At 71.6% G+C, this 22,364-nt stretch carries 21 protein-coding genes; 13 read left to right on the plus strand and 8 right to left on the minus strand.

Features of this window, described 5'->3' with window-relative positions; translation table 11 throughout:
• Positions 1-29 precede the first annotated feature (29 nt).
• Together ACFXKZ_RS00565 and ACFXKZ_RS00570 are read left to right on the plus strand one after the other, a co-directional pair.
• On the plus strand, positions 30-611 hold the full coding sequence (locus ACFXKZ_RS00565) for a putative glycolipid-binding domain-containing protein (RefSeq protein ID WP_379994868.1): 582 nt from the start codon (positions 30-32) through the stop codon (positions 609-611).
• 76 nt (positions 612-687) lie between these two features.
• Positions 688-1,518, plus strand: coding sequence for a sirohydrochlorin chelatase (locus ACFXKZ_RS00570; RefSeq protein WP_379994870.1), 831 nt, complete (start codon positions 688-690; stop codon positions 1,516-1,518).
• A 111-nt stretch (positions 1,519-1,629) separates the two neighbouring features.
• Here the strand turns inward: ACFXKZ_RS00570 and ACFXKZ_RS00575 are convergent, their stop codons facing one another.
• Both ACFXKZ_RS00575 and ACFXKZ_RS00580 read right to left on the minus strand, forming a co-directional pair.
• Positions 1,630-2,493, minus strand: coding sequence for an amidohydrolase family protein (locus ACFXKZ_RS00575; protein ID WP_379994872.1), 864 nt, complete (start codon positions 2,491-2,493; stop codon positions 1,630-1,632).
• The gene (locus ACFXKZ_RS00580) at positions 2,490-3,350 is read right to left on the minus strand and encodes a fumarylacetoacetate hydrolase family protein (RefSeq protein WP_379994875.1); all 861 of its coding nucleotides are present in this window, start codon (positions 3,348-3,350) and stop codon (positions 2,490-2,492) included. The genes ACFXKZ_RS00575 and ACFXKZ_RS00580 overlap by 4 nt, the downstream gene beginning before the upstream one ends.
• 225 nt (positions 3,351-3,575) lie before the next feature.
• Between ACFXKZ_RS00580 and ACFXKZ_RS00585 the strand changes: the two genes are divergently transcribed.
• The gene (locus tag ACFXKZ_RS00585) at positions 3,576-3,887 is read left to right on the plus strand and encodes an L-rhamnose mutarotase (protein ID WP_379994877.1); all 312 of its coding nucleotides are present in this window, start codon (positions 3,576-3,578) and stop codon (positions 3,885-3,887) included.
• A 70-nt stretch (positions 3,888-3,957) separates the two neighbouring features.
• A complete protein-coding gene (locus tag ACFXKZ_RS00590; protein WP_379994879.1) occupies positions 3,958-5,205 on the plus strand; it encodes a CapA family protein in 1,248 nt (415 codons plus the stop codon).
• A 17-nt stretch (positions 5,206-5,222) separates the two neighbouring features.
• Here ACFXKZ_RS00590 and ACFXKZ_RS00595 read toward each other — a convergent pair whose 3' ends face one another.
• Positions 5,223-5,861, minus strand: coding sequence for a hypothetical protein (locus ACFXKZ_RS00595; RefSeq protein ID WP_379994881.1), 639 nt, complete (start codon positions 5,859-5,861; stop codon positions 5,223-5,225).
• A gap of 304 nt (positions 5,862-6,165) precedes the next feature.
• Here ACFXKZ_RS00595 and ACFXKZ_RS00600 point away from each other — a divergent pair, with 304 nt between their 5' ends.
• Together ACFXKZ_RS00600 and ACFXKZ_RS00605 are read left to right on the plus strand one after the other, a co-directional pair.
• Positions 6,166-6,810 (plus strand): Crp/Fnr family transcriptional regulator, encoded by a 645-nt coding sequence (locus ACFXKZ_RS00600; RefSeq protein ID WP_379994883.1) that lies wholly within the window; start codon positions 6,166-6,168, stop codon positions 6,808-6,810.
• Between the two features lie 116 nt (positions 6,811-6,926).
• On the plus strand, positions 6,927-7,625 hold the full coding sequence (locus ACFXKZ_RS00605) for a hypothetical protein (protein ID WP_379994885.1): 699 nt from the start codon (positions 6,927-6,929) through the stop codon (positions 7,623-7,625).
• Between the two features lie 416 nt (positions 7,626-8,041).
• Here the strand turns inward: ACFXKZ_RS00605 and ACFXKZ_RS00610 are convergent, their stop codons facing one another.
• Positions 8,042-8,704 carry a fasciclin domain-containing protein gene (locus tag ACFXKZ_RS00610; RefSeq protein WP_379994887.1) on the minus strand — a complete coding sequence of 221 codons (663 nt, stop codon included), beginning with the start codon at positions 8,702-8,704 and terminating at the stop codon, positions 8,042-8,044.
• A 114-nt stretch (positions 8,705-8,818) separates the two neighbouring features.
• The gene (locus ACFXKZ_RS00615; protein WP_379994890.1) at positions 8,819-10,411 is read right to left on the minus strand and encodes a molybdopterin-dependent oxidoreductase; all 1,593 of its coding nucleotides are present in this window, start codon (positions 10,409-10,411) and stop codon (positions 8,819-8,821) included.
• 250 nt (positions 10,412-10,661) lie between these two features.
• Between ACFXKZ_RS00615 and ACFXKZ_RS00620 the strand changes: the two genes are divergently transcribed.
• The 3 genes from ACFXKZ_RS00620 (at position 10,662) to ACFXKZ_RS00630 (ending at position 12,650) form a co-directional block, all read left to right on the plus strand.
• The gene (locus ACFXKZ_RS00620) at positions 10,662-11,246 is read left to right on the plus strand and encodes a sigma-70 family RNA polymerase sigma factor (protein ID WP_379994892.1); all 585 of its coding nucleotides are present in this window, start codon (positions 10,662-10,664) and stop codon (positions 11,244-11,246) included.
• Entirely contained in the window at positions 11,243-11,995 is a 753-nt protein-coding gene (locus ACFXKZ_RS00625) for an anti-sigma factor domain-containing protein (protein ID WP_379994894.1), read from the plus strand. The genes ACFXKZ_RS00620 and ACFXKZ_RS00625 overlap by 4 nt, the downstream gene beginning before the upstream one ends.
• A 124-nt stretch (positions 11,996-12,119) precedes the next feature.
• Positions 12,120-12,650, plus strand: coding sequence for a hypothetical protein (locus tag ACFXKZ_RS00630; RefSeq protein ID WP_379994896.1), 531 nt, complete (start codon positions 12,120-12,122; stop codon positions 12,648-12,650).
• Positions 12,651-12,853: 203 nt separating this feature from the next.
• Here ACFXKZ_RS00630 and recQ read toward each other — a convergent pair whose 3' ends face one another.
• The 3 genes from recQ to ACFXKZ_RS00645 all read right to left on the minus strand — a co-directional run bounded on the left by recQ (position 12,854) and on the right by ACFXKZ_RS00645 (position 17,720).
• Positions 12,854-14,941 (minus strand): DNA helicase RecQ, encoded by a 2,088-nt coding sequence (recQ, locus tag ACFXKZ_RS00635; RefSeq protein ID WP_379994899.1) that lies wholly within the window; start codon positions 14,939-14,941, stop codon positions 12,854-12,856.
• A 76-nt stretch (positions 14,942-15,017) separates the two neighbouring features.
• Positions 15,018-16,535 (minus strand): aldehyde dehydrogenase (NADP(+)), encoded by a 1,518-nt coding sequence (locus ACFXKZ_RS00640; RefSeq protein WP_379994902.1) that lies wholly within the window; start codon positions 16,533-16,535, stop codon positions 15,018-15,020.
• A gap of 129 nt (positions 16,536-16,664) precedes the next feature.
• Positions 16,665-17,720 (minus strand): LacI family DNA-binding transcriptional regulator, encoded by a 1,056-nt coding sequence (locus ACFXKZ_RS00645; protein WP_379994904.1) that lies wholly within the window; start codon positions 17,718-17,720, stop codon positions 16,665-16,667.
• Positions 17,721-17,887: 167 nt separating this feature from the next.
• Here ACFXKZ_RS00645 and ACFXKZ_RS00650 point away from each other — a divergent pair, with 167 nt between their 5' ends.
• The 4 genes from ACFXKZ_RS00650 to ACFXKZ_RS00665 are packed head-to-tail and all read left to right on the plus strand — an operon-like array spanning position 17,888 to position 22,311.
• Positions 17,888-19,504, plus strand: a complete 1,617-nt coding sequence (locus ACFXKZ_RS00650; RefSeq protein ID WP_379997242.1) for an ABC transporter substrate-binding protein — start codon at positions 17,888-17,890, stop codon at positions 19,502-19,504.
• On the plus strand, positions 19,504-20,454 hold the full coding sequence (locus ACFXKZ_RS00655) for an ABC transporter permease (protein WP_379994907.1): 951 nt from the start codon (positions 19,504-19,506) through the stop codon (positions 20,452-20,454). Before ACFXKZ_RS00650 ends, ACFXKZ_RS00655 begins: the two co-directional genes overlap by 1 nt.
• Positions 20,451-21,338: an ABC transporter permease gene (locus ACFXKZ_RS00660; RefSeq protein ID WP_379994909.1), complete on the plus strand. Its 888-nt coding sequence runs from the start codon at positions 20,451-20,453 to the stop codon at positions 21,336-21,338. The genes ACFXKZ_RS00655 and ACFXKZ_RS00660 overlap by 4 nt, the downstream gene beginning before the upstream one ends.
• Before the next feature lie 7 nt (positions 21,339-21,345).
• Positions 21,346-22,311: an ABC transporter ATP-binding protein gene (locus tag ACFXKZ_RS00665; RefSeq protein WP_379994911.1), complete on the plus strand. Its 966-nt coding sequence runs from the start codon at positions 21,346-21,348 to the stop codon at positions 22,309-22,311.
• The last annotated feature ends 53 nt before the right edge of the window (positions 22,312-22,364 follow it).

The raw sequence follows: 22,364 nt of genomic DNA on the forward strand, positions 1-22,364 counted from the left end.
GGCGGCCGATTCGGGGTACCGATGCACACGTGACGGATGAGCGCGTACTGACGTGGCAGGTGACCGAGAGCGGCGGGCAGGAGACCTCGTGGGTCGAGTTGGGCGCGTCCCGGCTGAGTGCGCGGGGCGAGGCCCTGGGCACGTCGCCCCGGTCCTATCGGCTCACCTACCAGTTGGAGACGGCGGAGGAGTTCGTGACCACCCGGTTGCGCGTGGTCGCGCAGGGTGCGGGCGAGACCAGGCGGCTGGATCTGCGGCGCACGGCCGAGGGCTGGACGGTGGACGGTGTCCCGCGCCCGGACCTGGCCGACGCGCTGGACTGCGACCTGGGCCTGTCCCCGCTGACCAACACGATGCCGATCCGGCGCCACGGGTTGCACGAGGGGCCGGGCAGGCACCGGTTCCTGATGGCCTTCGTGGCCGTGCCGGAGTTGGTGGTGCACCCGTCCGTGCAGACGTACACGCACCTGGAGACGACCCCCGACGGGGCTCGAGTGCGGTACGAATCGGGCGACTTCGCCAGTGATCTGTCGGTGGACTGCGACGGATTGGTCGTGGACTATCCGCAATTGGGTACCCGAATCCGGGCCGAGCGTACGCAGTACCGGTGATCATGGCCGTAACAGTCCTGTTGCTCTTGGCGTCCGGCTGTGAAGGCTTTGGCCGGATTCCATAAAATCCGATCCCATGAGCTCCTCCTCGGACGCAGCGTCCCCGCTGCCCGCCCGCACCCCAGGTCTGCCCACCCGGGTGCCGCAACCCCGTCAGGGCGGACGGCACCGTCGGCCCGACTCCCATGAACTCCCGGAGGCCGCCAAACCGTTGATTCTCGCCGTGCCCGGACCCGCGAACGGCGAACTGCTCGCCCTCGTGGGCGAGGTCGCGCTGTTGGCCGGCGCCGATCTGCCCGGTCTCGACCTCCGACCGGTGGTGATAGAGGAGGACGGCACCGATCTGGCCGCCGTCCTCCACGGTGCCCCGGCGGCGGTCGTCGTCCCGCTCCTGCTCGGCCCGAACGCCGTGGCCACGGCCCGTACCGAGGCGGCGCTCGCCGCCGCGGAGGGGGAATTCCGGCACTGCGGCGTGCTCGGCCCGCACCCGCTGCTGGCCGAGGTGCTGCACGAGCGGCTGTCCGAGGCCGGCCTGGCCCGGGCCGACCGGGCCCGACTGTTCAGTGTGGCCACCGCCGCCGAGGGCATCGTGCTGGTCACCGACGGTGGCCCCGAGGCGGTGGCCGCCGCCGAGGTGACCGGTGTGCTCCTCGCGGCCCGACTGGCGCTGCCGGTGATGACCGCCGACCTGGGCGACCCCAAGACGGTGGTGGCCGCGGCCGAGCGGCTGCGCGAGATGGGCGCGGCGTCGATAGCGCTCGCGCCGCACGTGCTCGGACCGGACGTCGAGGCCGGCCGGATCGACGAGGTCGCCGAACAGGCCGGCTGTACCGCGGCCGGGCCGATCGGCGCGCACACCGCGGTGGCCAGGCTGATCCTGCACAAGTATCTGGAGGCCTGCGGCTAGTCGCGGGCGACCCTCGTGTCGCTCCCGACGGCGCATGGCTCCCCCCGTGCCATGCGCCGTCGAAAGCGACGGGTCCGACGTGCCTTCGAAAGCAACCGGCCCGACGTGCCGTCAGAGGCCGTACACCCGGCGGGCGGTCGCGCCGAACACCAGGTCCCGCTCGGCGTCGGACAACTCGGCGCACGCCTGGTCGGCGATCGAGAGCACCGTGTCGTAGGACGCGGCCAGAGTGCACACCGGCCAGTCCGAGCCGAACATGGTGCGTTCCGGGCCGAAGCAGGCCAGTGCGTGCCGGGCGTACGGGAGGATCTGCGCCGTCGTCCAATCCCGCCAGTGCGCCTCGGTGACCAGGCCGGACAGCTTGACCGCGACGTTCGGCAGCGCGGCCAGGCGCTCGATCGTGTCCGCCCACGGTTGCCACGCGCCCGCGCCGATCGCGGGTTTGCCGAGGTGGTCCAGCACGAAGGACATCCCGGGATGCCGCTCCGCGACTCGCACCGCGGCGGGCAACTGCGGTTCCCGCACCAGCAGGTCGTAGGTCAGCCCCGCGGCGGCCAGCGCTTGCAGCGAGCGGGTCACGTCGGGTCGCGCCAACCACTGCGGATCCGCCTCGTCCTGGACGAAGTGCCGCACGCCGAGCAGGAGTTCACCACCGGGCGCGGCCCGCAGCGCGGCCACCCGCTCGGCCGGGTCGGGGGCGGTCAGGTCGATCCAGCCGACCACGGCGACCACCGGCGTGCTCGGATCGGCGGCGATCGCGAGCAGGTCCAGGGTCTCCTCGGTGTCGGTGCGCGCCTGGACCGCGACCGTGCCGACCGTGTCGACCGGGCCCGCCGCCCGGGCCAGTTCGTCCGGACCGAACCGGCCGCGCAGCGGGTCGGCCCACGGGCCGTCCATCCACCCGTACGCGTCGGGGTGGGCGTCGGTGTCCCACAGGTGGTGGTGCGCGTCGACCCGCCGCGCGGCCTCGCTCACGCCTGTCCGATCCGCTGCCGCTGCCGGCCGAGCGAGCCGCCCGGTCCGGTGATCTCCACCTCGACCACGCTGCCGGCGCGCAGGTAGGGCGTGCCCGGCAGGCCGAGGGCGACGCCGGCCGGAGTACCGGTGTTGATCACGTCGCCGGGCTCCAGGACCATGAACCGACTCAGGTAGCGGACCAGGTGATGCACACCGAAGATCATCTTCGCCGTCGAACCGTTCTGGCGCGGCACCCCGTCGACCCACAGCCGCAGATCCAGTGCCTGCGGGTCGGCCACCTCGTCGGCGGTGACGAACCAGGGGCCGAGCGGGTTGAACGTCTCGCAGGACTTGCCCTTGTCCCACTGCCCGCCGCGTTCCAACTGGAACTCGCGCTCGGAGACGTCGTTGCTGATGGTGTAACCCGCGATACAGGCCGCGGCCTCGGCGTCGGACTCCAGGTAGCGGGCCCGGGCGCCGATCACCACCGCGAGTTCCACCTCCCAGTCGGTCTTGTGGCTGTCCCGGGGGATCAGGACCTCGTCGTCGGGGCCGATCACCGTGCCCGGGTCCTTCATGAACACGATCGGCTCGGCCGGCACCTTGGCGCCGGTCTCCTCCGCGTGGTCGAGATAGTTCAGCCCGATGCACACCACCTTCCCGGGGCGGGCCAGGGCCGCGCCGATCCGACCCGGTTCGGCGATCGGGGGCAGTTCGCCGGCCGCGAGCGCCGCGCGGGCCCGGGCGATACCGTCACCGGCGAGGAACGCGCCGTCGAGGTCGGCGGTGATCGACGACAGGTCGTGCACCGCGCCGTCCGGGCCGAGCACGGCGGGACGTTCGAGGCCGGGGGCGCCGACCCGCAGGAATTTCACGGAAGGTCACTCCAGAGGTACGGAAAGGTCTGCATGCGACTCAGTCATCGGACCAATGGGATTCGATTTTCCGGAGCCCTGGCCTTGATACTGCCGATATGCAAGATTGACTCGATCACTGAAACTTAATGATCGGATCAATGTCAAGGTTGGGTCGGGTCGGAGGCAAACCGTCCGCACCACGACCCGCCGCAGGCGTCGATCCGGGACTCGAAGGGCGCCGACATGCGCGTGGCACTGCACACCCGGCTGCGAGCGGGACACGAGGACGAGTACGAGCAGGCCCACCGCGAGGTGCCGGCGGAGTTGACCGCGGCGATCCGGGCGGCGGGAGTGCGCGAGTGGAGCATCTGGCGCAGCGGGTCGGAGCTGTTCCATCTGATCGACTGCGAGGACTACTCTCGGCTGCTCACCGAACTGGCCGAACTCCCGGTCAACGTCGCCTGGCAGGCCCGGATGGCCGAGCTGACCGAAGTCGGCCACGACTACTCGGCGACGGGCACGCAGGCGAGCCTCCCCGAGGTGTGGCGGCTCTGAAGGTCCCCGGCGCGTTCGGCCGAACGGTCGCTCTTCGGCTGTGGTCGCGCCTGGAGGGGAACACGGGGCCATGGACACGTCACGTACGAGGGACACGGCACGCACGAGACGCCGGGCCGGGGTCGCGTTGGTGGTGGTCGGCCTGCTCACCGGGCTGATCACCGTGGTCTGGGACGCGGACCGCACCGAGGGCAGCGCGCGGCGGGATGCGATCACGGCGCCGAGCGCGACCGCGGACGGGTCGTCCGGATCCGGGGCACCGGGGAGCGGGCCGGCCGGGAAAGCACCGATGAGCTTCACCCTGACCACCACGGGCGACGTACTCGCCTACCCGACGATCATGGCCCAGTCGCAGCAGGACGCGGGCGGTTCGGGGCACGACTTCCATCGCATCTTCGCCGATGTCCGGCCGCTTGTGCAGGGGTCCGACCTCGCGTTGTGCCACATGGAGACCCCGTACGGGCCGCCCGAGGGGCCGTTCACCGGGTATCCGATCTTCGCCGCGCCGCCGCAGATCGCCGCGACGCTGGCGGACACCGGCTACGACGGCTGCTCGACCGCGTCCAACCACACGCTGGACGGCGGCTTCGCCGGGGTTCGGCGCACCCTGGACACCCTGGACACGGCGGGCGTGCGGCACGCCGGCAGCGCGCGCACCGAGGAGGAGGCCGCGCCGACCATCCTGGAGGTCAAGGGGGTCAAGGTCGCCCACCTGTCCTGGACGTACGACACCAACGGGATCCCGCTGCCGGACGGCAAACCGTGGTCGGTCAACGTGATCGACAAGCAGCGGATCATCGCCCAGGCCCGGGCCGCCCGCGCGGCCGGCGCCGAGGTGGTCCTGCTCAGCCTGCACTGGGGCACCGAGTGGCAGCGCGAGCCGGACGAGCAACAGCGCACGCTGTCCCGGGAGTTGACCGCCTCGACGGACAACGGGGTCAAGGACGTCGACCTGATCGTCGGCACCCACAACCACGTGCCGCAGGCGTACGAGAAGGTCAACGGCACCTGGGTGATCTACGGCATGGGCGACGAGCTGGCCAACTTCCCGGACAAGCCGCGCGGCAACTACAGCTCGGCCGGGATGTTCACCTTCGCGCGCGACACGGCGGGGCGGTGGAGCGTGACCCAGGCGCGGTTTCGGCCGCTGTACTCCCACCCCGGCCCGCCGTTTCGGATCCTGGACGTGAACCGGGCACTCGCCGACCCGGGCACGCCGGCCGCCACCCGGGCGCTGCTGGAGACGGCGCGGTCGACGGTGGTCGACGCGGTGCTGTCCGAGGGCGCGGCGGGAGCGGGGCTGGTGGAGGACCGGTAGGGGGCCGTGCGGGTGGGCTACGACGTGGGGAGGGCGTCCCAGAAGGCCAGTTCGTAGCTCTGCATCAGTCGGGCGGCCGTCTTGGCGCCCTCCTGGTCGTCGCCCCCGTCGAGGCCGGTCTGCAGCAGGGTCAGCGCCGCGTCCTCGAAGCCCGGGGGCAGCGCCGAGAAGAAGGTGAAGAAGGCCACCTGATCCTCGGTCAGGTCGTGGTGGGTGCGCAGCGCCTGCGCGAAGCGTCCGCAATAGCCGCCCCAGAAGCCGAAGTTGACCAGCAGGGCGAGCGCCACCTCGGCTCGCGAGCCGAACTGGGCCAACCAGGCCAGGTGATGCGGATACCCCTGGGCGGCGGCCACCGGCGGGTAGCCGCGCAGTTCGGCGCAGCCCATGCCGACCGCCTCGGCGTACGGCGTCAGCAACTCCAGCGCCTGCGCCTCGCCGCTCGCGAGCGCCAGGAACAGCGGCGCGGCATCCGGGAAGCGGGCCGCCAGGAGGGCGAAGGAGCGCCCGTCACCGGAGATGATCCGATACTCCTCGCCCGCGATCCGGCGCAACGCCTCGACGTCGACCGGACCGGCCTCGGCGCGGTCCACGAACCGGTTCGCGGCGCCCTCGGTCAGGTCTTGGACGACCTGGGTATAGAGCATTCGTGCGTCCATCGTCCACCGTTCCACTCGTCGGTCTCGGCGCTCACGCGACCTCGGCGCGCGGCCCTGGTGCGGGAGCCGTATTCCTCCCCGGCAACGGGCCGATTCACTCCCCGATCGTGGCGGCGAGGGGGAGAACCCGTCGGGAAACCGTCGGAAATCCATCGAAGGGGTGACCGGTCGGCGGGACGGATCGTGCGCCCGCGTGCGGGGCGACGCACGGTCGGTTGGGCCGGTTCGACCAGATCGCCGAACGCCTGCCCAACCCCGATACGCGTGATTAAGCTCTGGCGGCACGGGCGACGGAGGAGCGGGTGTGGCGGAGGAAGACAGGGCGTTGCCCAAGGAACTCCGGGACGTGCTGCGGGAATCGGGCCGCCGGTTGGGCTACGACCGGGGTGACGCGCTGTTCATGGAGGGTGATCACCCGCGCCACGTGGTGTTGATCGAACACGGGCAGGTCAAGATCGAACGGGCCACCTCGGACGGTTCGGCGGTGACCATCGCGGTACGCGGGCCGGGTGAGCTGGTGGGCGAACTCGCCTGTATCGACGGGCGAGGCCGCTCGGCGACCGTGGTCGCGCTCGGCCCGGTGGTGGCGGTGCTCGTGCCGCTGACCCGATTTCGCGAACTGCTCAGCACGAACGCCCCGTTGGTGTACGCGGTGTTGATCCGCACGGTGTTGCGGATCCGCGAGTCGGACCGCTGGCGGGTCGAGTACGGCGCGCTGGCCACCGGGCGGCGGGTGGCCCGGGCGCTGGCCGATCGTACGCTGGGCCGGGCCGAGGGTCCGTGTGTGATCCGGACCACCCAGCAGGAACTCGCGGACGCGATCGGCATCTCCCGGGAATCGGTGGTCCGGGCACTGCGCGTGCTGCACGAGTCGGACCTCGTGCAGACCCGGCGCGGCAGCATCGTGGTGTCCGATCCACCCGCTTTACGGGAATGGGCCGACGGATAACGCGTTGTGTGTCATCTGACGCGTACAAGCGGCCGGCGCCGGAGTACTCCTTGAGGGGCAGAAGGCAGGGAGTGGCGAGCGGGGCGCGCGAGCGCACGGCCCGATAGGGGGATTCCGTGGGAGCCAAGTCGCGATACATGTCGATCCTGGTGCTCGACGTCGAGCGATTCGGCAGGCGCTCGGACGTGACGCAGGAGTGGGTACGGGGACGTCTGTACGAACTGCTGCACTCCGCCCTCGAATCGGCGGGCATCGCCTGGGACGCGTGTGTGGTCGAGGATCGTGGTGACGGGGCGATCCTGCTGATCCCGGCGAACGTGCCGAAGGAGGATCTGACCGACCTGTTCATCGATCGCCTGCACGCCGGCTTGCGCAACCACGACCGGCACGCAAGCGAGGAGGCACGGATCCGACTGCGGGTGTCGCTGCACGCGGGGGACGTGGTGCAGGACACCCGGGGCTGGTCGGGCAGCGCGATCAACACCGCCTGCCGACTGGTCAACGCGGACCCGCTGCGCGACGTGTTGGCCGCCGCGGAGCGTGCGTGTCTGGCGCTGATCGTCTCCAAGCCCTGGCACGAGGCGGTGGTCGTCCCGGAGCGGGGCGGCCTGGAGAGCGCGGCCTACGGGGAGGTCCACGTGCGGGCCAAGGAGGTCGACGAGACGGCCTGGGTGTACGTACCCGGGTATCAGCGCCCACCCGCCACGGACACCGAGCGGGCGGCGAATCCGCCGCGAGGGAAGAAGACGACTGTCCGGCGCGGGGGGCTGGACAGGGGCTTCACCTTCGACGGGGAGGTTCGCTCGCCCGGCTGACGTGGTGGGTGGTGACGAACCGGGTCGGGTCCGCAAGCCCCCGACCCAGGGCGTGTCTTCAATCTCCCGCCGAGCACCACGACGCCCGGCACCGCACCTCGCCGCCCCGGAGAAACAGGCGAATAGAACCACTATGCACCTGCTTCTCCGGCACGCCGATGCACGGCACCGAACGCCGCGGAGCCCGACGGGAGATTGAAGACACGCCCTAGCCGACGGGGGTTTGCGGACACGACTCGGGGCGTGAGGTCGATGTGGCCGACCGATGGGGGCGGTTTCGACCGGCGCGGCGGCCGGCACCCCCGGGCCTGGGAGGGAGAGGCCCGACGGTGCACGGCACCCGGGTGGACGGTCGCGCCCCCACGCACGGGGGCCGACCGTCCACCGGCTCGCCCCGGGGCGGGCGCGTGGATCGATCAGGAGGCCGGCGGCATCAACACGGTGTCCACGAGGTACACGGTCGCGTTCGCGGTCGGCACGTTGCCGCAGACCACCTTCGAGGTGTCGTTGACGGTGTACGCGTCACCCGAACCCTTGGTGGTCAGCGGCTGCTTCTCCAGCGTCTCGAACGAGCCGCCGGTCAACCGGGCGGGGGCCAGGCGTTGTCCCACCACGTGGTAGGTCAGGACCTTGGTCAGCGCGTCCTTGTCGGCGAGGAGCTTGTCCAGGGTGTCCTTGGGGATCTTTGCGAACGCGTCATTGGTCGGCGCGAACACCGTGATGTTCTGCGCGGTGTTGAGCGTGTCCACCAGGCCGGCTGCCTTGACCGCGGCCACCAGCGTGGACAACACGGGGTTGTTCGAGGCGGCGGTGGCGACCGGGTCCTGGGCCATGCCGGTGAAGCTGCCCGCGCCGGTGGCCGGGACCGCGGTGCATCCGGCGCCGAAGGGCACGGCGGCCGACGTGGTGGTGCCGGGGGCGCCGGCCGCCGCCGAGGGGGCCGCGGCCGGTGCGGATGCCGCCGTCTTCGAGGCGGAGTCGTCCTTCTTGTCGTCGCTGCCGCAGGCGGCCAGCGGGAGGGCGAGCGCGGCCACCGTCGCGACGGTGGCGATGGTGCGGGGCAGACGGATGACGGTCATGGCGTGACTTCCTTGGTCGAGTTGCTGCGGATTGCGTCCGCGACGGATGCGCCGCGGAATCCAACGGGTGACGGGATCGGGGGAGCCGACAGGCGGCGAGGAGGTGATGGGTGATCAGGCGACGGTGACCACCACCGAATGTCGTCCGGTGGCACCGTCGGGCACCGTGCCGACCCGCTTGTCGGTCTGCACCGCGCCGGTGGCGTCGGTGGCGCGGACCTCGATCCGGTGTGCGCCGATTCGGGTCGGCGTCCACTCCCACACCCACTGCCGCCAGGTGTCGGGCCCGGGCACCGCGGCGGACCGGGCCGGCTGCCACGGCCCGCCGTCCACGCTCACCTCGACCGCGGCCACGCCCCGGTGCTGAGCCCACGCGACGCCGGCGATCGGTACCGGAACGCCGACCCGCAGGCGGGCGAACGGTTTGGGCGTGTCGATCCGCGACTGGGTCTTGATCGGCGCCTCCCGGGCCCAGGTGCGCTCGACCCAGTAGGCGTCGTAGTCGGCGAACGTGGTCAGTTCGAGGTCGACGAGCCACTTGCACGCGGAGACGTAGCCGTACAGTCCGGGCACCACCATCCGGACCGGATAGCCGTGTTCGAACGGCAGCGGTTCGCCGTTCATGCCGATCGCGAGCAGCGCGTCGCGCCCGTCCATGGCCACCTCGACCGGGGTGCCGATGGTCATCCCGTCGACGGACCGGGAGAGCAGTTGGTCGGCGGGCCCGCCCCCGCTCGGGGGACGCACGCCGGCCTCGCGCAGGAGGTCGGCGAGGCGTACCCCGAGCCAGCGGGCGGTGCCCGTGTACGGCCCGCCGACCTCGTTCGACACACAGGTCAGGGTGAGGTCGCGCTCGATCAGCGGGCGGCGCGACAGATCGTCGTAGGAGTAGCGCAGCGGGGTGCGGACACCCTTGCCGTGGATCCGCAACGACCAGTTCTCGATGTCCACGCGGGGGACCACCAAGGCGGTGTCCACGCGGTAGAAGTCGGCGTTGGGGGTGGTGAAGGCGGACAGTCCGGGCAGGCGCAGGTCGGTGCCAGGCGGGAGCGGTGCGGCCGGCTCCGCCGCGGCGGGCAGCCGGATCCGGTTGCGGAAGGCGGCGATCGAGGCGCGCCTGCCGTCGGTGACGATGCGACCGGTGGTGCCGGCCACCGCCGAGCCCAGGGCCAGCGCGCCGGCGGTGATCAGGAACGCCCGGCGGTCGAATGCGCGATCCTCCGCGCGCACGCGCACCACCGGCTCGGTCGACCACCACAGCGCGGCGGCGCCGAGCACGCCGCCCAGCAGGGAGGGCACCGTGTCGACGAGGCCGGCGCCGGCGCGATGTATCGCCGCGTATGCGCCGACCAGGCCGAACGCGAACACTGCGACCATCGCCGTGCGGCGCAGCCGCAGCGACAGGACGCCCAGGCCCATCGCGATCAGCCCGAGGACCACCAGGATCCCCGTCTGCAGGACGAGTTTGTCGTCGGTGCCGAAGTGGCGGACGGCCCAGTCCTTGACCGCCGGCGGAGTGCGGTCGATCACCGCTCCGCCGACGGCCGGGAGGGGGCCCGCCTCGGGGCGAACGAACGCCGCCGCGAACTCGGCGACGGCCAACGCGACGCCGGCGGACAGCAGTCCGCCGAGCGCGCCTGCTCCGGCCCGGAGCCATCGGCGGGTTTCGGTTGCCTTCACGTGGGGCCATTCGCCGCCGTCGGCCATTCGGATTGGTCGTTCACTCGAACGGGTCGGGGCGGCGATCCGGCCCGGAAATCGATGAGTGCGGGGACCAATCCGGGCGGTCCGCGGCCCCGAATATGGCTCGGATGGCCGTGTGCGGTGACGAGGCCGGGCGGGGCCCGGACGCCCGGCGCGGGTGTCCGCCTCGGGGTCGGCGCGAGTGGGAGTGGGACATGGACGATCGGCACGGGCACCGCCGCCGGGACGGGCTCGGTCAGGGGGGTGAGGCCGGGTGAGGACCGTCGTACACATCGCCGCGCCGGGTGGGCGCGGGCCCACGCTGGAGGACCGGCTCGCCCTCGTCGCACAGGGTGACCAGGAGGCGTTCTCGTTCGTCTACGACGCGGTGATCGGCGCGGTGCTCGGCGTCGCCCGGCGGGTGGTCCGCGATCCCGCGCAGTCGGAGGAGGTGGCACAGGAGGTACTGCTCGACGTCTGGCGCGGCGCCGCGCGTTTTCGCCCCGATCGGGGCAGCGCGATGACCTGGATCCTGACGATGGCGCATCGTCGCGCCGTCGACCGGGTGCGCTCGGCCCAGGCGGCCACCGATCGGGAGCACCGCACCGCGCTTCGCGAGCACACGCCGGAGTACGACGAGGTGATCGAGGAGGTCGAGGCGCGGCTGGAACGCGAGCAGGTACGGCGCTGCCTGCGCACGCTTACCGAGTTGCAGCGCCAGTCCGTGACCCTGGCCTACTACCGGGGCTGTACCCACCGTGAGGTGGCCGGCCTGCTCGACGTACCGCTGGGCACGATCAAGACCCGCCTGCGGGACGGTCTGATCCGCCTCCGCGACTGCCTGGGAGTGGGCGCATGACCTCCGCCGACCTGCACACGATGACGGGCGCGTATGCCCTGCACGCCCTCGACGAGGACGAACGGCGGGAGTTCGAGAGCCACTTGGTCGAGTGTCCGGCGTGCGCTCGGGAGGTGCGCGAGTTCCGGGAGACCTCGGCACGACTGGCCGTCGCGGTCGCCGAGACGCCGAGCCCGGAGCTGAAGCGGCGGGTGATGGACGAGATCGCGACCGTGCGTCAGCTGCCGCCGGAGCTGCCCGATCGGCCCTCGCCCACCCCGGTGGAGCCGCGCCGGACCCGGCGGGTGGTGGTTTTGGTACTGGCGGCCTGCCTGGCGGCGATCGGCGCGCTGGGCGGGGTGGCGATCGATCAGTACCGGGACGCGCGGGACGCCGAACGGGCCGTGGCCGAGCAGCGGGCGCGAGGCGCGGCGATCGAGGCGGTGATCACCGCGCCGGACGCGGTCGGGGGGGCGGCGCCGGCCGGTGGCGGCGGGACGGTGCGGGTGATCGCCTCGCCCTCGCTGGACCGGACCGTGGTGCTGACCTCGGGGCTGCCGGCGCTGCCGGACGCGCGGGTGTACCAGGGGTGGTACAACGACCACGGCCACATGCGGTCGATCGGGCTGATCCGGCCGGGGACGGCGCTGCTGGCGTCGGGGTTGGATCGGGCGTCGGGGGTCGGGGTGACGGTGGAGCCGGCGGGCGGCTCGGCGCAACCTTCAGGTGAGCCGATCGTGCTGATCGACTTCCCGGTGGGGCGGTCGTGAGCGGTGAGTCGGGCCGCTCGGGCGACCTTGCGGGGCGCGGATCGGAGTCGCAGCGTCACGGTGGGTGATCAGCGATGTGGGCGTGACTTGATTTGTGGTCCGTCGTGTTCGAGGATTTCGGACCATGGGACCTCTCAAGCCGGATCTCGGCGAACTGATCTTCGGAGTCATCGTTTTCGGGCTGGTCTTCGCGGTCTTCGCGAAGGTCCTGCTGCCGCGGATCGGGAAGACGCTCGCCGAACGGCACGACGCGCTCGAAGGCGGCTTCGACCGGGCGACCGACATCCAGGCCGAGAGCGAGGCCGCGCTGGCCGAGCTGCGGGCGCAGATGGCCGAGACCCGGCGCGAGACCGCGCTGGTTCGGCAGCAGGCGGCCGAGGAGGGGGCCAGGCTGATCGCGGAGGCGCGTGCCGAGGGGCAGCGCATTCGTGAGGAGCTGGTGACCACCGGCCACGAGAAGCTGAACGGCGACGTCACGCTCGCGACCGCGTCGCTGCACGCGGAGCTGGGCCTGATCGCGACCGAGCTGGCGAGCAAGGTCCTCGGCGAGCCGGTCGGCACGCTGGTGGCCGACAGTGACGTGATCGAGCGCTTCATGGCGGAGCTGGCCGAGCTCGACGAGACGCCGGAAGGCGGCGCGGCGGACAAGGGCTGACCGACACGCTTTCGAGGCGACCGGTTCCGGGGTGGATTCCCCGGGGCCGGTCGTTTCGTTTTCGGGGTGGGCCTGTGGTTGTGGACGCGGGCGTGGGTTTTTCGGATGGCGAGGCATTCGGGCCGGGCCGCGGAGGTCCCCCGCGGCCCGGCCCTGGGCTCGGTACGGCGTGGTCCCCGCGGCCCGGCCCTCGGCTCGGTACGTCAGCCCCGGTAGTCGGGATCCGGGTCGAAGTCCGGGTCGTATTCCGGGGTGGGCTCGAAGTCCGGCTCGTAGTCGGGCGGGTAGTCGGCCTGATAGTCCGGCTGGTAGTCCGGGAGGGGCTCGCGGATGAGTTCGGACACGGGCTCGCGGGTGAGCTCGGCCGCCGGCCGCGCCGGCTTCGTCGGTTGTGCGGGCACTGTGGGCGCAGCCGCCGGGGCCGCGCCGGTCGGGGCCGTGCCGGCCAGCGTGTCCAGGATCGGCTGCCCGTACTTGGCCAGCTTGTTCTCGCCGATCCCGCTGATCGTGCCCAACTCGGCGAGCGTGGTCGGCAGGGCCGTGGCGATCTCGCGCAGGGTCGCGTCGTGGAAGATCACGTAGGCCGGGACACCCTGCTCCTTCGCGGTCGCCCCCCGCCATGCCCGCAGCGCCTCGAAGATCGGCGCGGCCGCCGCCGGCATCTCGACCGGCGCCGCCTTGCCCTTGGCGGTCTTGGCCGCCTTCGCCGCTTTCGCCGCGCGCGCCGGCCGCTCGGGCTCGCGCCGCAACATCACCTCGCGCTTGCGGCCCAGCACCTCGTCGCTGCCCTCGGTGAGCACGAGGGCGTTGTACGACGGCTCCACGGCGAGCAGCTTCATCGCGAGCAACTGCCGCACCACACTCATCCATTCGGTCCGGCTCAGCTCGGTACCGATGCCGAACACGCGCAGCGTGTCGTGGTCGAACTGGATCACCTTGGCGGTCTTCGCGCCGAGCAGGATGTCGACGATCTGGCCCGCGCCGAACTTCTGCCCGCGCCGCTCGTTCTTGAGCCGCCACACCGTCGACAACACCTTCTGCGCCGCGATCGTGCCGTCCCACGCGGCAGGCGGGGACAGGCAGGTGTCGCAGTTGCCGCACGCGGTGCTCTGCTGGCCGAAGTAGGCGAGCAGGCGCACCCGGCGGCACTCGACCGTCTCGCACAGCGCCAACATCGCGTCCAGGTGGGTGCCGAGTCGGCGGCGGTGGGCCGCGTCGCCCTCCGAGCTCTCGATCATCTTGCGCTGCTGTACGACGTCCTGCAGGCCGTAGGCCAGCCACGCGGTGGACGGCAGCCCGTCACGCCCCGCGCGGCCGGTCTCCTGGTAGTAGCCCTCGACCGACTTGGGCAGGTCCAGGTGTGCGACGAAGCGCACGTCGGGCTTGTCGATACCCATGCCGAAGGCGATGGTCGCCACCATCACCATGCCGTCCTCGCGCAGGAAGCGGGCCTGGTTGGCGGCGCGCACCCGCGAGTCCAGGCCCGCGTGGTACGGCAGCGCGTCGATGCCGTTGTCGACGAGGAACCCGGCGGTCTTCTCCACCGAGGCCCGGGACAGGCAGTAGACGATGCCGGCATCGCCCGGGTGTTCGGCCCGGAGCAGGTCGAGCAGCTGCTTTTGCGGCTTGTCCTTGTGGGCGATCCGGTACTGGATGTTGGGCCGGTCGAAGCTGGCCACGAAGTGCCTGGCCTGCTGCAGATTCAGCCGAGAGGCGATTTCGGCGTGGGTGGCCTCGGTCGCCGTCGCGGTGAGCGCCACGCGCGGCACGTCGGGCCAGCGCTCGTGCAACTGGGACAGGGTGAGGTAGTCGGGCCGGAAGTCGTGGCCCCACTGCGCCACGCAGTGTGCCTCGTCGATCGCGAACAGCGAGACGATGCCCCGGTCCAGAAGCCGCAGCGTGGCGTCGACCTTCAGCCGCTCGGGCGCGAGATAGAGCAGGTCCAGCTCGCCGGCCAGGAACTCCGCCTCGACCATGCGCCGCTCGTCGGGGTTCTGCGTCGAGTTGAGGAATCCGGCCCGCACGCCGAGCGCGGTCAGCGCGTCGACCTGGTCCTGCATGAGCGCGATCAGCGGGGAGATCACCACCCCGACGCCTTTGCGGACCAGGGCGGGGATCTGGTAGCAGAGCGACTTGCCGCCACCGGTGGGCATGAGCACGAGGGCGTCGCCGCCGCCGATCACATGCTCGATGATCTCCTGCTGGCTGCCGCGAAAGGAGTCGTAGCCGAAGACGCGATGCAGAACCTGCAGCGCTTCGCTGATCTGGGGACCGTCGTCGAGCGCTGTCATCCGAGCAGTCTAAGAGCTTGTGGCGACAGCCGAGTGCGGTCTGTGGACAAGTGGTCGGGTCGGGGTCGTCGACGGGTCAGGGTTGGATTTCGCGGGGTACGCCCAGCGGGTTGGCGTCGCGCAGTTCCGGGGGCAGGAGGGCGTCGGGCCAGTCCTGGTAGGCGGTCGGGACGAGCCAGCGCTGCAGTGCGGTGCCGCCGACGGAGGTGTGGCCGGGGGCGGTGGTGGCGGGCCAGGGGCCGCCGTGGTGCATGGCCCAGCACACCGCGACGCCCGTGGGCCAGCCGTTGTGGACGAGCCGGCCGACGCGCGGGCGCAGGACGGCGGCGACCCGGGCGGCGAGCGGGTGGTCGGCCTCGACGGCGTGGACCGAGCCGGTGAGGCTGCCCGGAAGTACGGCGAGGGCGGCGAGGAGGGCGTCCGGGGCGGGGTAGGTGACGACCAGGCCGGCCGGGCCGAAGGTCTCCTCGGTCAGCTCGGCGGCGTGCGCGACGAATTCGGCGAGGTCGGCGTGCCGGACCACGGGGGCGACCGCCCAGGCGCCTTCACCGGCGGTGCCCCTCGCCGGTTCGCGCCCGGTACGCGCCGCCGTGCCCCGCTCGTACGCGTCCCGAATGCGCTCGGACAACATCGGGCCGCCGGTAGCGGTGCGGGTGTGCGCGGCGATGGCGTCGGGGAGGCCGCCGGTCTCGGGGACGAACAGCAGGCCGGGATTGGTACAGAACTGGCCGGTGCCCAGAGTGAGCGAGCCGACGTAGCCCCGGGCCAGCTCGTCGGCCCGCTCGGCTGCCGCGCCGGGCAGTACCACGACCGCGTTGACGCTGCCGAGTTCGCCGAAGAACGGGATCGGGTCGGGCCGGCCGGCGGCCAGGTCGAACAGGGCCCGGCCGCCCGCGAGCGAGCCGGTGAAGCCGACGGCCGCGATGTCGGGGTGGGTGACCAGTGGAGCGCCGGAGGCGGGGCCGACGACCAAGCCGAGCAGGTCCTCGGCGGCACCGGCGGCGGTCAGCGCGGCGCGGACCACCCGGGCCACCGCGATCGAGGTCGCCGGGTGCGCCTCGTGCACCTTGACCACGACCGGACACCCCGCCGCCCACGCGGACGCGGTGTCGCCGCCGACCACGGAGAACGCGAACGGGAAGTTGCTCGCGGCGAACACCGCGACCACGCCGATCGGATGCAACATGCGGCGCACGTCGGGCCGGCCGAGCGCCGGATCGGCCGGGCTGAGCACCGCGCCCACGTGCGCGCCGGCCCGGAGCAGCCCGGCGAACATGCGCAGTTGGCCCGAGGCACGCCCGACCTCCCCGCCCAGTCGGACCACACCCAACGCGGTCTCCCCGTCGGCGATCGCCACCAACTCCTCGCGCGCCGCGTCCAACGCATCGGCAACGGCCTCCAACACCGAGGCCCGCTCCGCTCCCGCCCGCGCCGCCCACCCGGGCAACACGCCCCGAGCCGCCGCGACGACGCGATCCACCTCGGCCTCGGAACTCGCCGGTACGGGCGCGCCGATCGGCTTTCCGGTGCGTGGACTGAACCCCTGCACGGCGGTGGGCACGATGGCGCCGGCAGTCGAAGTCGACTCGATCACGGCATTTCCTCCGGGACGACGAATGAACGAGCGAGGGCGCGAGCGGCGTTCGGGAGACATCGAACCACGCCCATCCGCGTGTTCCGGGCCCGGCGGCCGAGGACCACGCCGTGCGTGGTCGACCACGGATCAGTCGTGACCGCCGCTCCGGCGTGACGTTCCGCGTATCTCCAGGCGGGTTTCGATGGTTCGGCCCGTGGGGGACCGGTCGCCGGATTCCAGTGCCTTGATCAGCAACTCCATGCCCGCGGTGGCGATTTCGACGGGACGCAGGCTCAGGGTGGTGATCGGTGGGTCGGTCTGGGCGGCCGTCGGGTCGTCGCTGACGCAGACGATCAGCAGGTCGTCCGGGGTGCTCAGGCCGTGGGCGCGGATCGTCTCCAGGATCAGCGGCGGGTTGGCCTCGGTGAGTACGAACAGCGCGTCGGGGCGGTCGGATCGGGCCAGCATGACGTCGATCGCGGCGCGGGTGGCCCGGCTCCCGGGACGTTCGCTCAGTTCCACGAGCGGGGCGAACCCTCGTGCCGCGCACCATTCGTGATACGTCGTCAGCGCCAATTCGTAGAACAGCGACGTGGTCCCCGCGCCGATCACGCCGATCCGTCGCGCGCCGCCCGCCGCCAGGTGATCGAGCACGCCCCGCACCGCGATTTCGTGGTCGATGTCCACCCAGTGCGCCCCCGGCTTGCCCTGCACGCGTCGGTCCGAGACGACCGGGATGTGCGCCGCCAGGAAGTCCTCCACCAGCGGGTCGTCGGCGAGCGGATCGGCCAGTACGGCGGCGTCGAGCGGCAGATCCGCCCACTCGTCGCGGGCCGACCGGGTGGGCAGCAGGACCAGCGCGTAGCCGTGGGCGAGCGCGGCCTGCGCGGTGGCACTGGTGAGTTGGGCGAAGTAGGGCGACTCCATGTACGACCACGGGGTTTCCACGTACTCGCGTACCGCGTAACCGATCAGCCGGGCGTGTCCCGCGCGCAACAGTCGCGCGGTGGCGTTGGGGCGGTAGCCGAGCCGGCGCGCGGTCTCCTGGGCGTGCAGGCGGACCGCGTCGGACAGCCGACCGGTGCCGTTCAGGGCGGCCGAGACGGTGGTCTTGGACAGCCCCGCCTCGCGGGCGACGTCGACGAGGCGGACCCGGGGTACGGGCGCAGGTCGTTTGCCGCCGCTTCGCGGTGAAGTGGTCATGTCGCCACATGCTGCCGGCTGGGCAGCCCTGCGTCACGTCCGCGCACCCCGCTGCGACCTTCAGAAAACCGTTCCCGCAAACCCTTGTGCGGGAACGTTCCCGCATCAATACTCCTGACGACCCCAGCGTCCCCGCTACCCCCTGGAAGAGGTGGGTTCCCTTGCGCATGCTCCGATCCGTCGCGGCGGTTGCCGTCATGGCCGCCGCCGTGGCCGGGTGCTCCGGTGGTTCCAACGACTCGGCCAAGCCGGCCGGCGGGTTCAAGATCAGCCCGGACACCCCGGCGGCCAAGGGCAACATCCCCTCGGTCACCTGGTCGCTGTACGCCGAGCCGCAGACGCTCGACTACCTCTACGCCTGGGACTTCCCGATCAATACGGTGCTGGCCAACGTGTGCGAGCAGTTCCTGCGCACCACGCCGGACATGAAGATCGAGCCGGGACTGGCCGCTTCGTACACCAACCCGGACCCCCTCACCTGGGTCTACGAACTGCGGCCCGGGGTCACCTTCCACGACGGCACGCCGATGACCTCCGCCGACGCGGTGGCCAGTCTCAAGCGGCACATGGACCCCGAACTCGCCTCCGCGTGGGGTACCGCGTTCCGCAACGTCGCCTCGATCGACGCCACCGGCCCGCTCCAGGTGACCATCAGACTGAACAAGCCGGACGCGCTGCTCAATTCGCTGCTCGCCGCCTCGCCCGGCACGGTGGAGAGCGCCGCCTCGATCGCCAAGGCCGGGAAGGACTACGGCAATCCGCAGGGCGGGGTGAACTGCACCGGCCCCTACTCGCTGGACAAGTGGACCGCCGGCGACTCGATCGTGCTCAAGAAGAACCCGAACTACTGGGATCCGAAACTGGCCCCGAAGAACGACCAGTTCAAGTTCGTCTTCATCCAGGACCCGGCCGCGCGCGTGAACGCGCTGCTGTCCGGCTCGGTCGACGGCGGCTACACCGTGCCGTCCAACGCCTACGGCCGCCTGCTGAACTCCCCCCAGGGCAAGATGTACTTCGGCCCGGGCACCGGCGCCTACCTGCTGGGCGTCACGAACATGCAGGGCCCGATGGGTGACCTGAGGATGCGTCAGGCGCTGTCCATGGCGATCGACCGGCCCGGCCTGATCAAGGCCGCGGCCAGCGGCTACGCCAACGAGGCCAAGAGCCTGCTCCCGATCACCGCCTGGGGCCTGGCCCCCGACCGGGCACAGGGCTATTACGCCACCCTGCCGCCGGTCAAGCAGGACCTCGCCGCGGCCAAGAAGCTGGTCGCCGAGGCGGGCGGCGCGAACAAGAAGATCGTGCTGGCCACCAGCGTGCTCGCCCCCGAGATCTCCGTCTCGTCCACCGCGATCCAGGCCGCCGGCAAGTCGATCGGCCTGGACATCGAGCTCAAGACGGTCACCCCCGACGCGTACACCGCGCTGTTCACCGACCCCGAGGCACGCAAGGGCATCGACCTCGTGGTGACCAACGGATACACGAACACCCCCGACCCGCTGGAGTTCTACGAGTCGTTCGTCACGGGGGCGTTCGCCAACTACGGCAACTACTCCAACTCCGAGTACGACAAGCTCTACGACCAGGCGGCGGCCACCGCAGACCCCGGCGCCCGCTCGGACCTGACCGGCAAGCTCCAGGACATCGCGATGCGCGACCTGGCCTCGATCCCGCTCTTCGAGCAGCCGTCGAACCTGTACATGAACAAGCGGATCACCGGCGCCACGGTCAGCAGCGCCGCGCTCTACTGGCCGTGGGCCGCGACCGTCGGGGCCGCGGGCTGATGGCGCGTTACTTCCTGGGCCGTTTCCTCGGGTTGGCGATGGTGCTGCTCGCGACCTCGTTCCTGGTCTTCAGCGCGATCCACCTCGCCCCCGGGGATCCGGTGACCTTCCTGCTCAAGGGCCACCCGGCGACGCCGGAGGCCAGGGCGGCCGTGCGTGCCCAGTACCACCTGGACGACCCGTTCCTGTCCCAGTACGCGCAGTGGCTCGGCGACGTGTGCACCGGCGACTTCGGCCGCTCGGTGCAATTCCGGCAGGACGTCGGCGCGTTGATCTCGTCCCGGCTGCCCACCACGTTGTTCCTGATCGGCTACGCGGCGCTGCTGATCGTGCTCGCCGGCGTGCTCCTGGGCATCCTGGCCGCGCTGCGCCCGGGATTCGTGGACAGGTTCGTGCTGATCGGCACCGGAGTGGCCACCGCGACACCGTCGTTCGTCGCCGCGATCGGGCTGGTCTCGATCTTCTCGGTCAAGCTCGGCTGGTTCCCCACCTTCGGCGGCGGCCAGGGCTTCGGGGGCCGCGTCGAGCACCTGACCCTGCCCGCGGTGGCGCTCGCGTTCACCCTGTCCGGGTTGCTGGCCCGGGTGACCCGGGCCTCGATGCTGGACGAACTCGCCCGGGAACACGTCGAGGTGGCCCGCGCCCGCGGTGTCGCGGAGACCGACGTGGTGCGCCGACACGTGCTGCGCAACGCGCTCGGCCCGATCGTCACGGTCGTCGGCACCATGATCGCGGGCCTGTTGGTGACCACGTCGATCGTGGAGACCGCGTTCTCCGTACCGGGCGTCGGCGGACTGTTGGTGTCGTCCGTGAACGTCAAGGACTTCCCGGTGGTACAGGCCATCACGCTGCTGACCGTGGCCGCGTTCGTTCTGGTCAACCTCGTGGTGGACCTGCTGCAGCCGCTGGTGGACCCGCGGCTTTCCCTGACCGGGCGAGGTGCCTCGTGAGTACGATCCCCATCGACCGAAAGGCCGCCGGCGGCGGGATCGCCCGGCGGCCCGGCTTCGGGGTGTTGCGCGCGCTGCGGCAGGGCCCGCTGTTCGCCGGCGCGGCCGTGATCCTCGTACTGCTCGTGCTGATCGCGGTGTTCGCACCGCTGATCGCGCCTTACGACCCCGACGCCGTGGACCTGACCGCCACGCTCGCCGGTTCGTCGTCCGATCACCTGCTCGGCGCCGACCAGTCCGGCCGGGACATCCTGTCCCGCGTCATCCACGGCGCCCGCACCGGTCTGCTCGGCCCGCTGCTCGTGGTCGGCATCTCCACGATCCTGGGCATCGTGCTCGGCGTCGCCGCCGCGTGGCGCGGCGGGTGGATCGACGCGATGTTGTCCCGCTCGATGGACCTGATCTTCGCGTTCCCGGGCATGCTCGTGGCCATCCTGTTCGTCGCCGTCTTCGGGTCCGGACTGACCGCGCCGGTGATCGCGATGAGCGTCGCGTACACGCCGTACGTCGGCCGCCTGGTGCGCTCGATCGCCGCGCAGGAGAAGGCGCGGCCGTACATCGAGTCCTACCGCGTCCAGGGCTGGTCGGGATGGACCATCTGCGTGCGGCACCTGATCCCCAACATCACCCCGACCGTGCTGGCCCAGTCGGCGATCAACTTCGGCTACGCGCTGATGGACCTGGCCGCGCTGTCCTACCTCGGCTTCGGCGTGCAACCACCCGACTCCGACTGGGGATCGATGATCAACGAGGGTCAGGCCGCACTGCTCCAGGACGCCATGCTGCCGTCGTTCGCGCCGGGCCTGTGCATCGTCGTCGCGGTCGTGGCATTCGGCATCGTCGGCGAGGGCATCGCCGACCGAGTCGCGAAGCGGGAGCGCTGATCCGGCCATGGCATTTCTGGAAATCGACGAGCTGAGCGTGCGGTTGCCCAAGGGACGGGCCGCCCGACCGATCCTGGACGGCATCTCGCTGCGGGTCGACGAGGGCGAAAGTGTGGGCCTGGTCGGCGAGTCCGGCTCGGGCAAATCGGTCGCGTGCCGCTCGGTGCTCGGGCTGCTGCCGGAGGGATCCTCGGTGAGCGGTGCGGTGCGTGTGGGTGGACGTGACGTACTGGGTTTGCGTCGCGCCGAGTTGCGTTCGCTTCGGGCGCGCGAGGTGGCGATGGTCTTCCAGGACCCGAGGGCATCGGTCAACCCGATGCGCCGGGTCGGCGACTTTCTCACCGAGGGGCTGCGCGCGGCCGGGACCGCTCCGGCGGTCGCCGCGCGGCGTGCGGTCGAACTGCTCGAAGCGGTGGGCATTCGCGACCCCGAGGGCGCGATGCGCCGCTATCCGCACCACTTCTCCGGCGGCATGCTCCAGCGGGTGGTGATCGCCGCGGCGCTGGCCGGGGAGCCGTCGTTGTTGCTGGCCGACGAGCCGACCACCGCGCTCGACGTGACCACGCAGGCCGAGGTGATCGGGATCCTGACCCGGCTTCAGGCCGAGCGCGGGACCGGCATGTTGTTCGTGACGCACGACCTGGAGTTGGCCGCGGCGGTGTGCGACCGGGTCTACGTGATGTACGCGGGGCGGATCGTGGAGTCGCAGACCGCGGCGGGGTTGTTCGCGCGACCGAGGCATCCGTACACGGCCGGCCTGCTCGCGTCCACGCCGCGCCTGGACCCGGACGCCGGGCCGCCGAAGCCGATTCCGGGACGCCCGGTGTCGCTGGCCGAGGCGCCGACCGGGTGCGCGTTCGCGGCGCGCTGTGCGCGAGTGGGGCCGGAGTGCCTGGTCGAGCCGCCCGCGCTGGTGCGGGCCGACGACGCGTACGCGGCTTGTTTTCGGGTCGACGAGGGGATTGTGACGTGACCGGCTCGGTGGCCCGGAAGGGTGGGGGCAAGGGCGGGAGAGTCGTGGGGGCC

This window comes from Embleya sp. NPDC059237 (assembly GCF_042754105.1).
Taxonomy (GTDB): Bacteria; Actinomycetota; Actinomycetes; order Streptomycetales; family Streptomycetaceae; genus Embleya.

Coding starts and splice junctions, on each gene's coding strand:
- ACFXKZ_RS00570 (WP_379994870.1), top strand. CDS start 688: ATGAGCTCCTCCTCGGACGCAGCGTCCCCGCTGCCCGCCCGCACCCCA.
- ACFXKZ_RS00585 (WP_379994877.1), top strand. CDS start 3,576: ATGCGCGTGGCACTGCACACCCGGCTGCGAGCGGGACACGAGGACGAG.
- ACFXKZ_RS00590 (WP_379994879.1), top strand. CDS start 3,958: ATGGACACGTCACGTACGAGGGACACGGCACGCACGAGACGCCGGGCC.
- ACFXKZ_RS00595 (WP_379994881.1), bottom strand. CDS start 5,861: ATGGACGCACGAATGCTCTATACCCAGGTCGTCCAAGACCTGACCGAG.
- ACFXKZ_RS00610 (WP_379994887.1), bottom strand. CDS start 8,704: ATGACCGTCATCCGTCTGCCCCGCACCATCGCCACCGTCGCGACGGTG.
- ACFXKZ_RS00615 (WP_379994890.1), bottom strand. CDS start 10,411: ATGGCCGACGGCGGCGAATGGCCCCACGTGAAGGCAACCGAAACCCGC.
- ACFXKZ_RS00625 (WP_379994894.1), top strand. CDS start 11,243: ATGACCTCCGCCGACCTGCACACGATGACGGGCGCGTATGCCCTGCAC.
- ACFXKZ_RS00630 (WP_379994896.1), top strand. CDS start 12,120: ATGGGACCTCTCAAGCCGGATCTCGGCGAACTGATCTTCGGAGTCATC.
- recQ (WP_379994899.1), bottom strand. CDS start 14,941: ATGACAGCGCTCGACGACGGTCCCCAGATCAGCGAAGCGCTGCAGGTT.
- ACFXKZ_RS00645 (WP_379994904.1), bottom strand. CDS start 17,720: ATGACCACTTCACCGCGAAGCGGCGGCAAACGACCTGCGCCCGTACCC.
- ACFXKZ_RS00650 (WP_379997242.1), top strand. CDS start 17,888: ATGCTCCGATCCGTCGCGGCGGTTGCCGTCATGGCCGCCGCCGTGGCC.
- ACFXKZ_RS00655 (WP_379994907.1), top strand. CDS start 19,504: ATGGCGCGTTACTTCCTGGGCCGTTTCCTCGGGTTGGCGATGGTGCTG.
- ACFXKZ_RS00665 (WP_379994911.1), top strand. CDS start 21,346: ATGGCATTTCTGGAAATCGACGAGCTGAGCGTGCGGTTGCCCAAGGGA.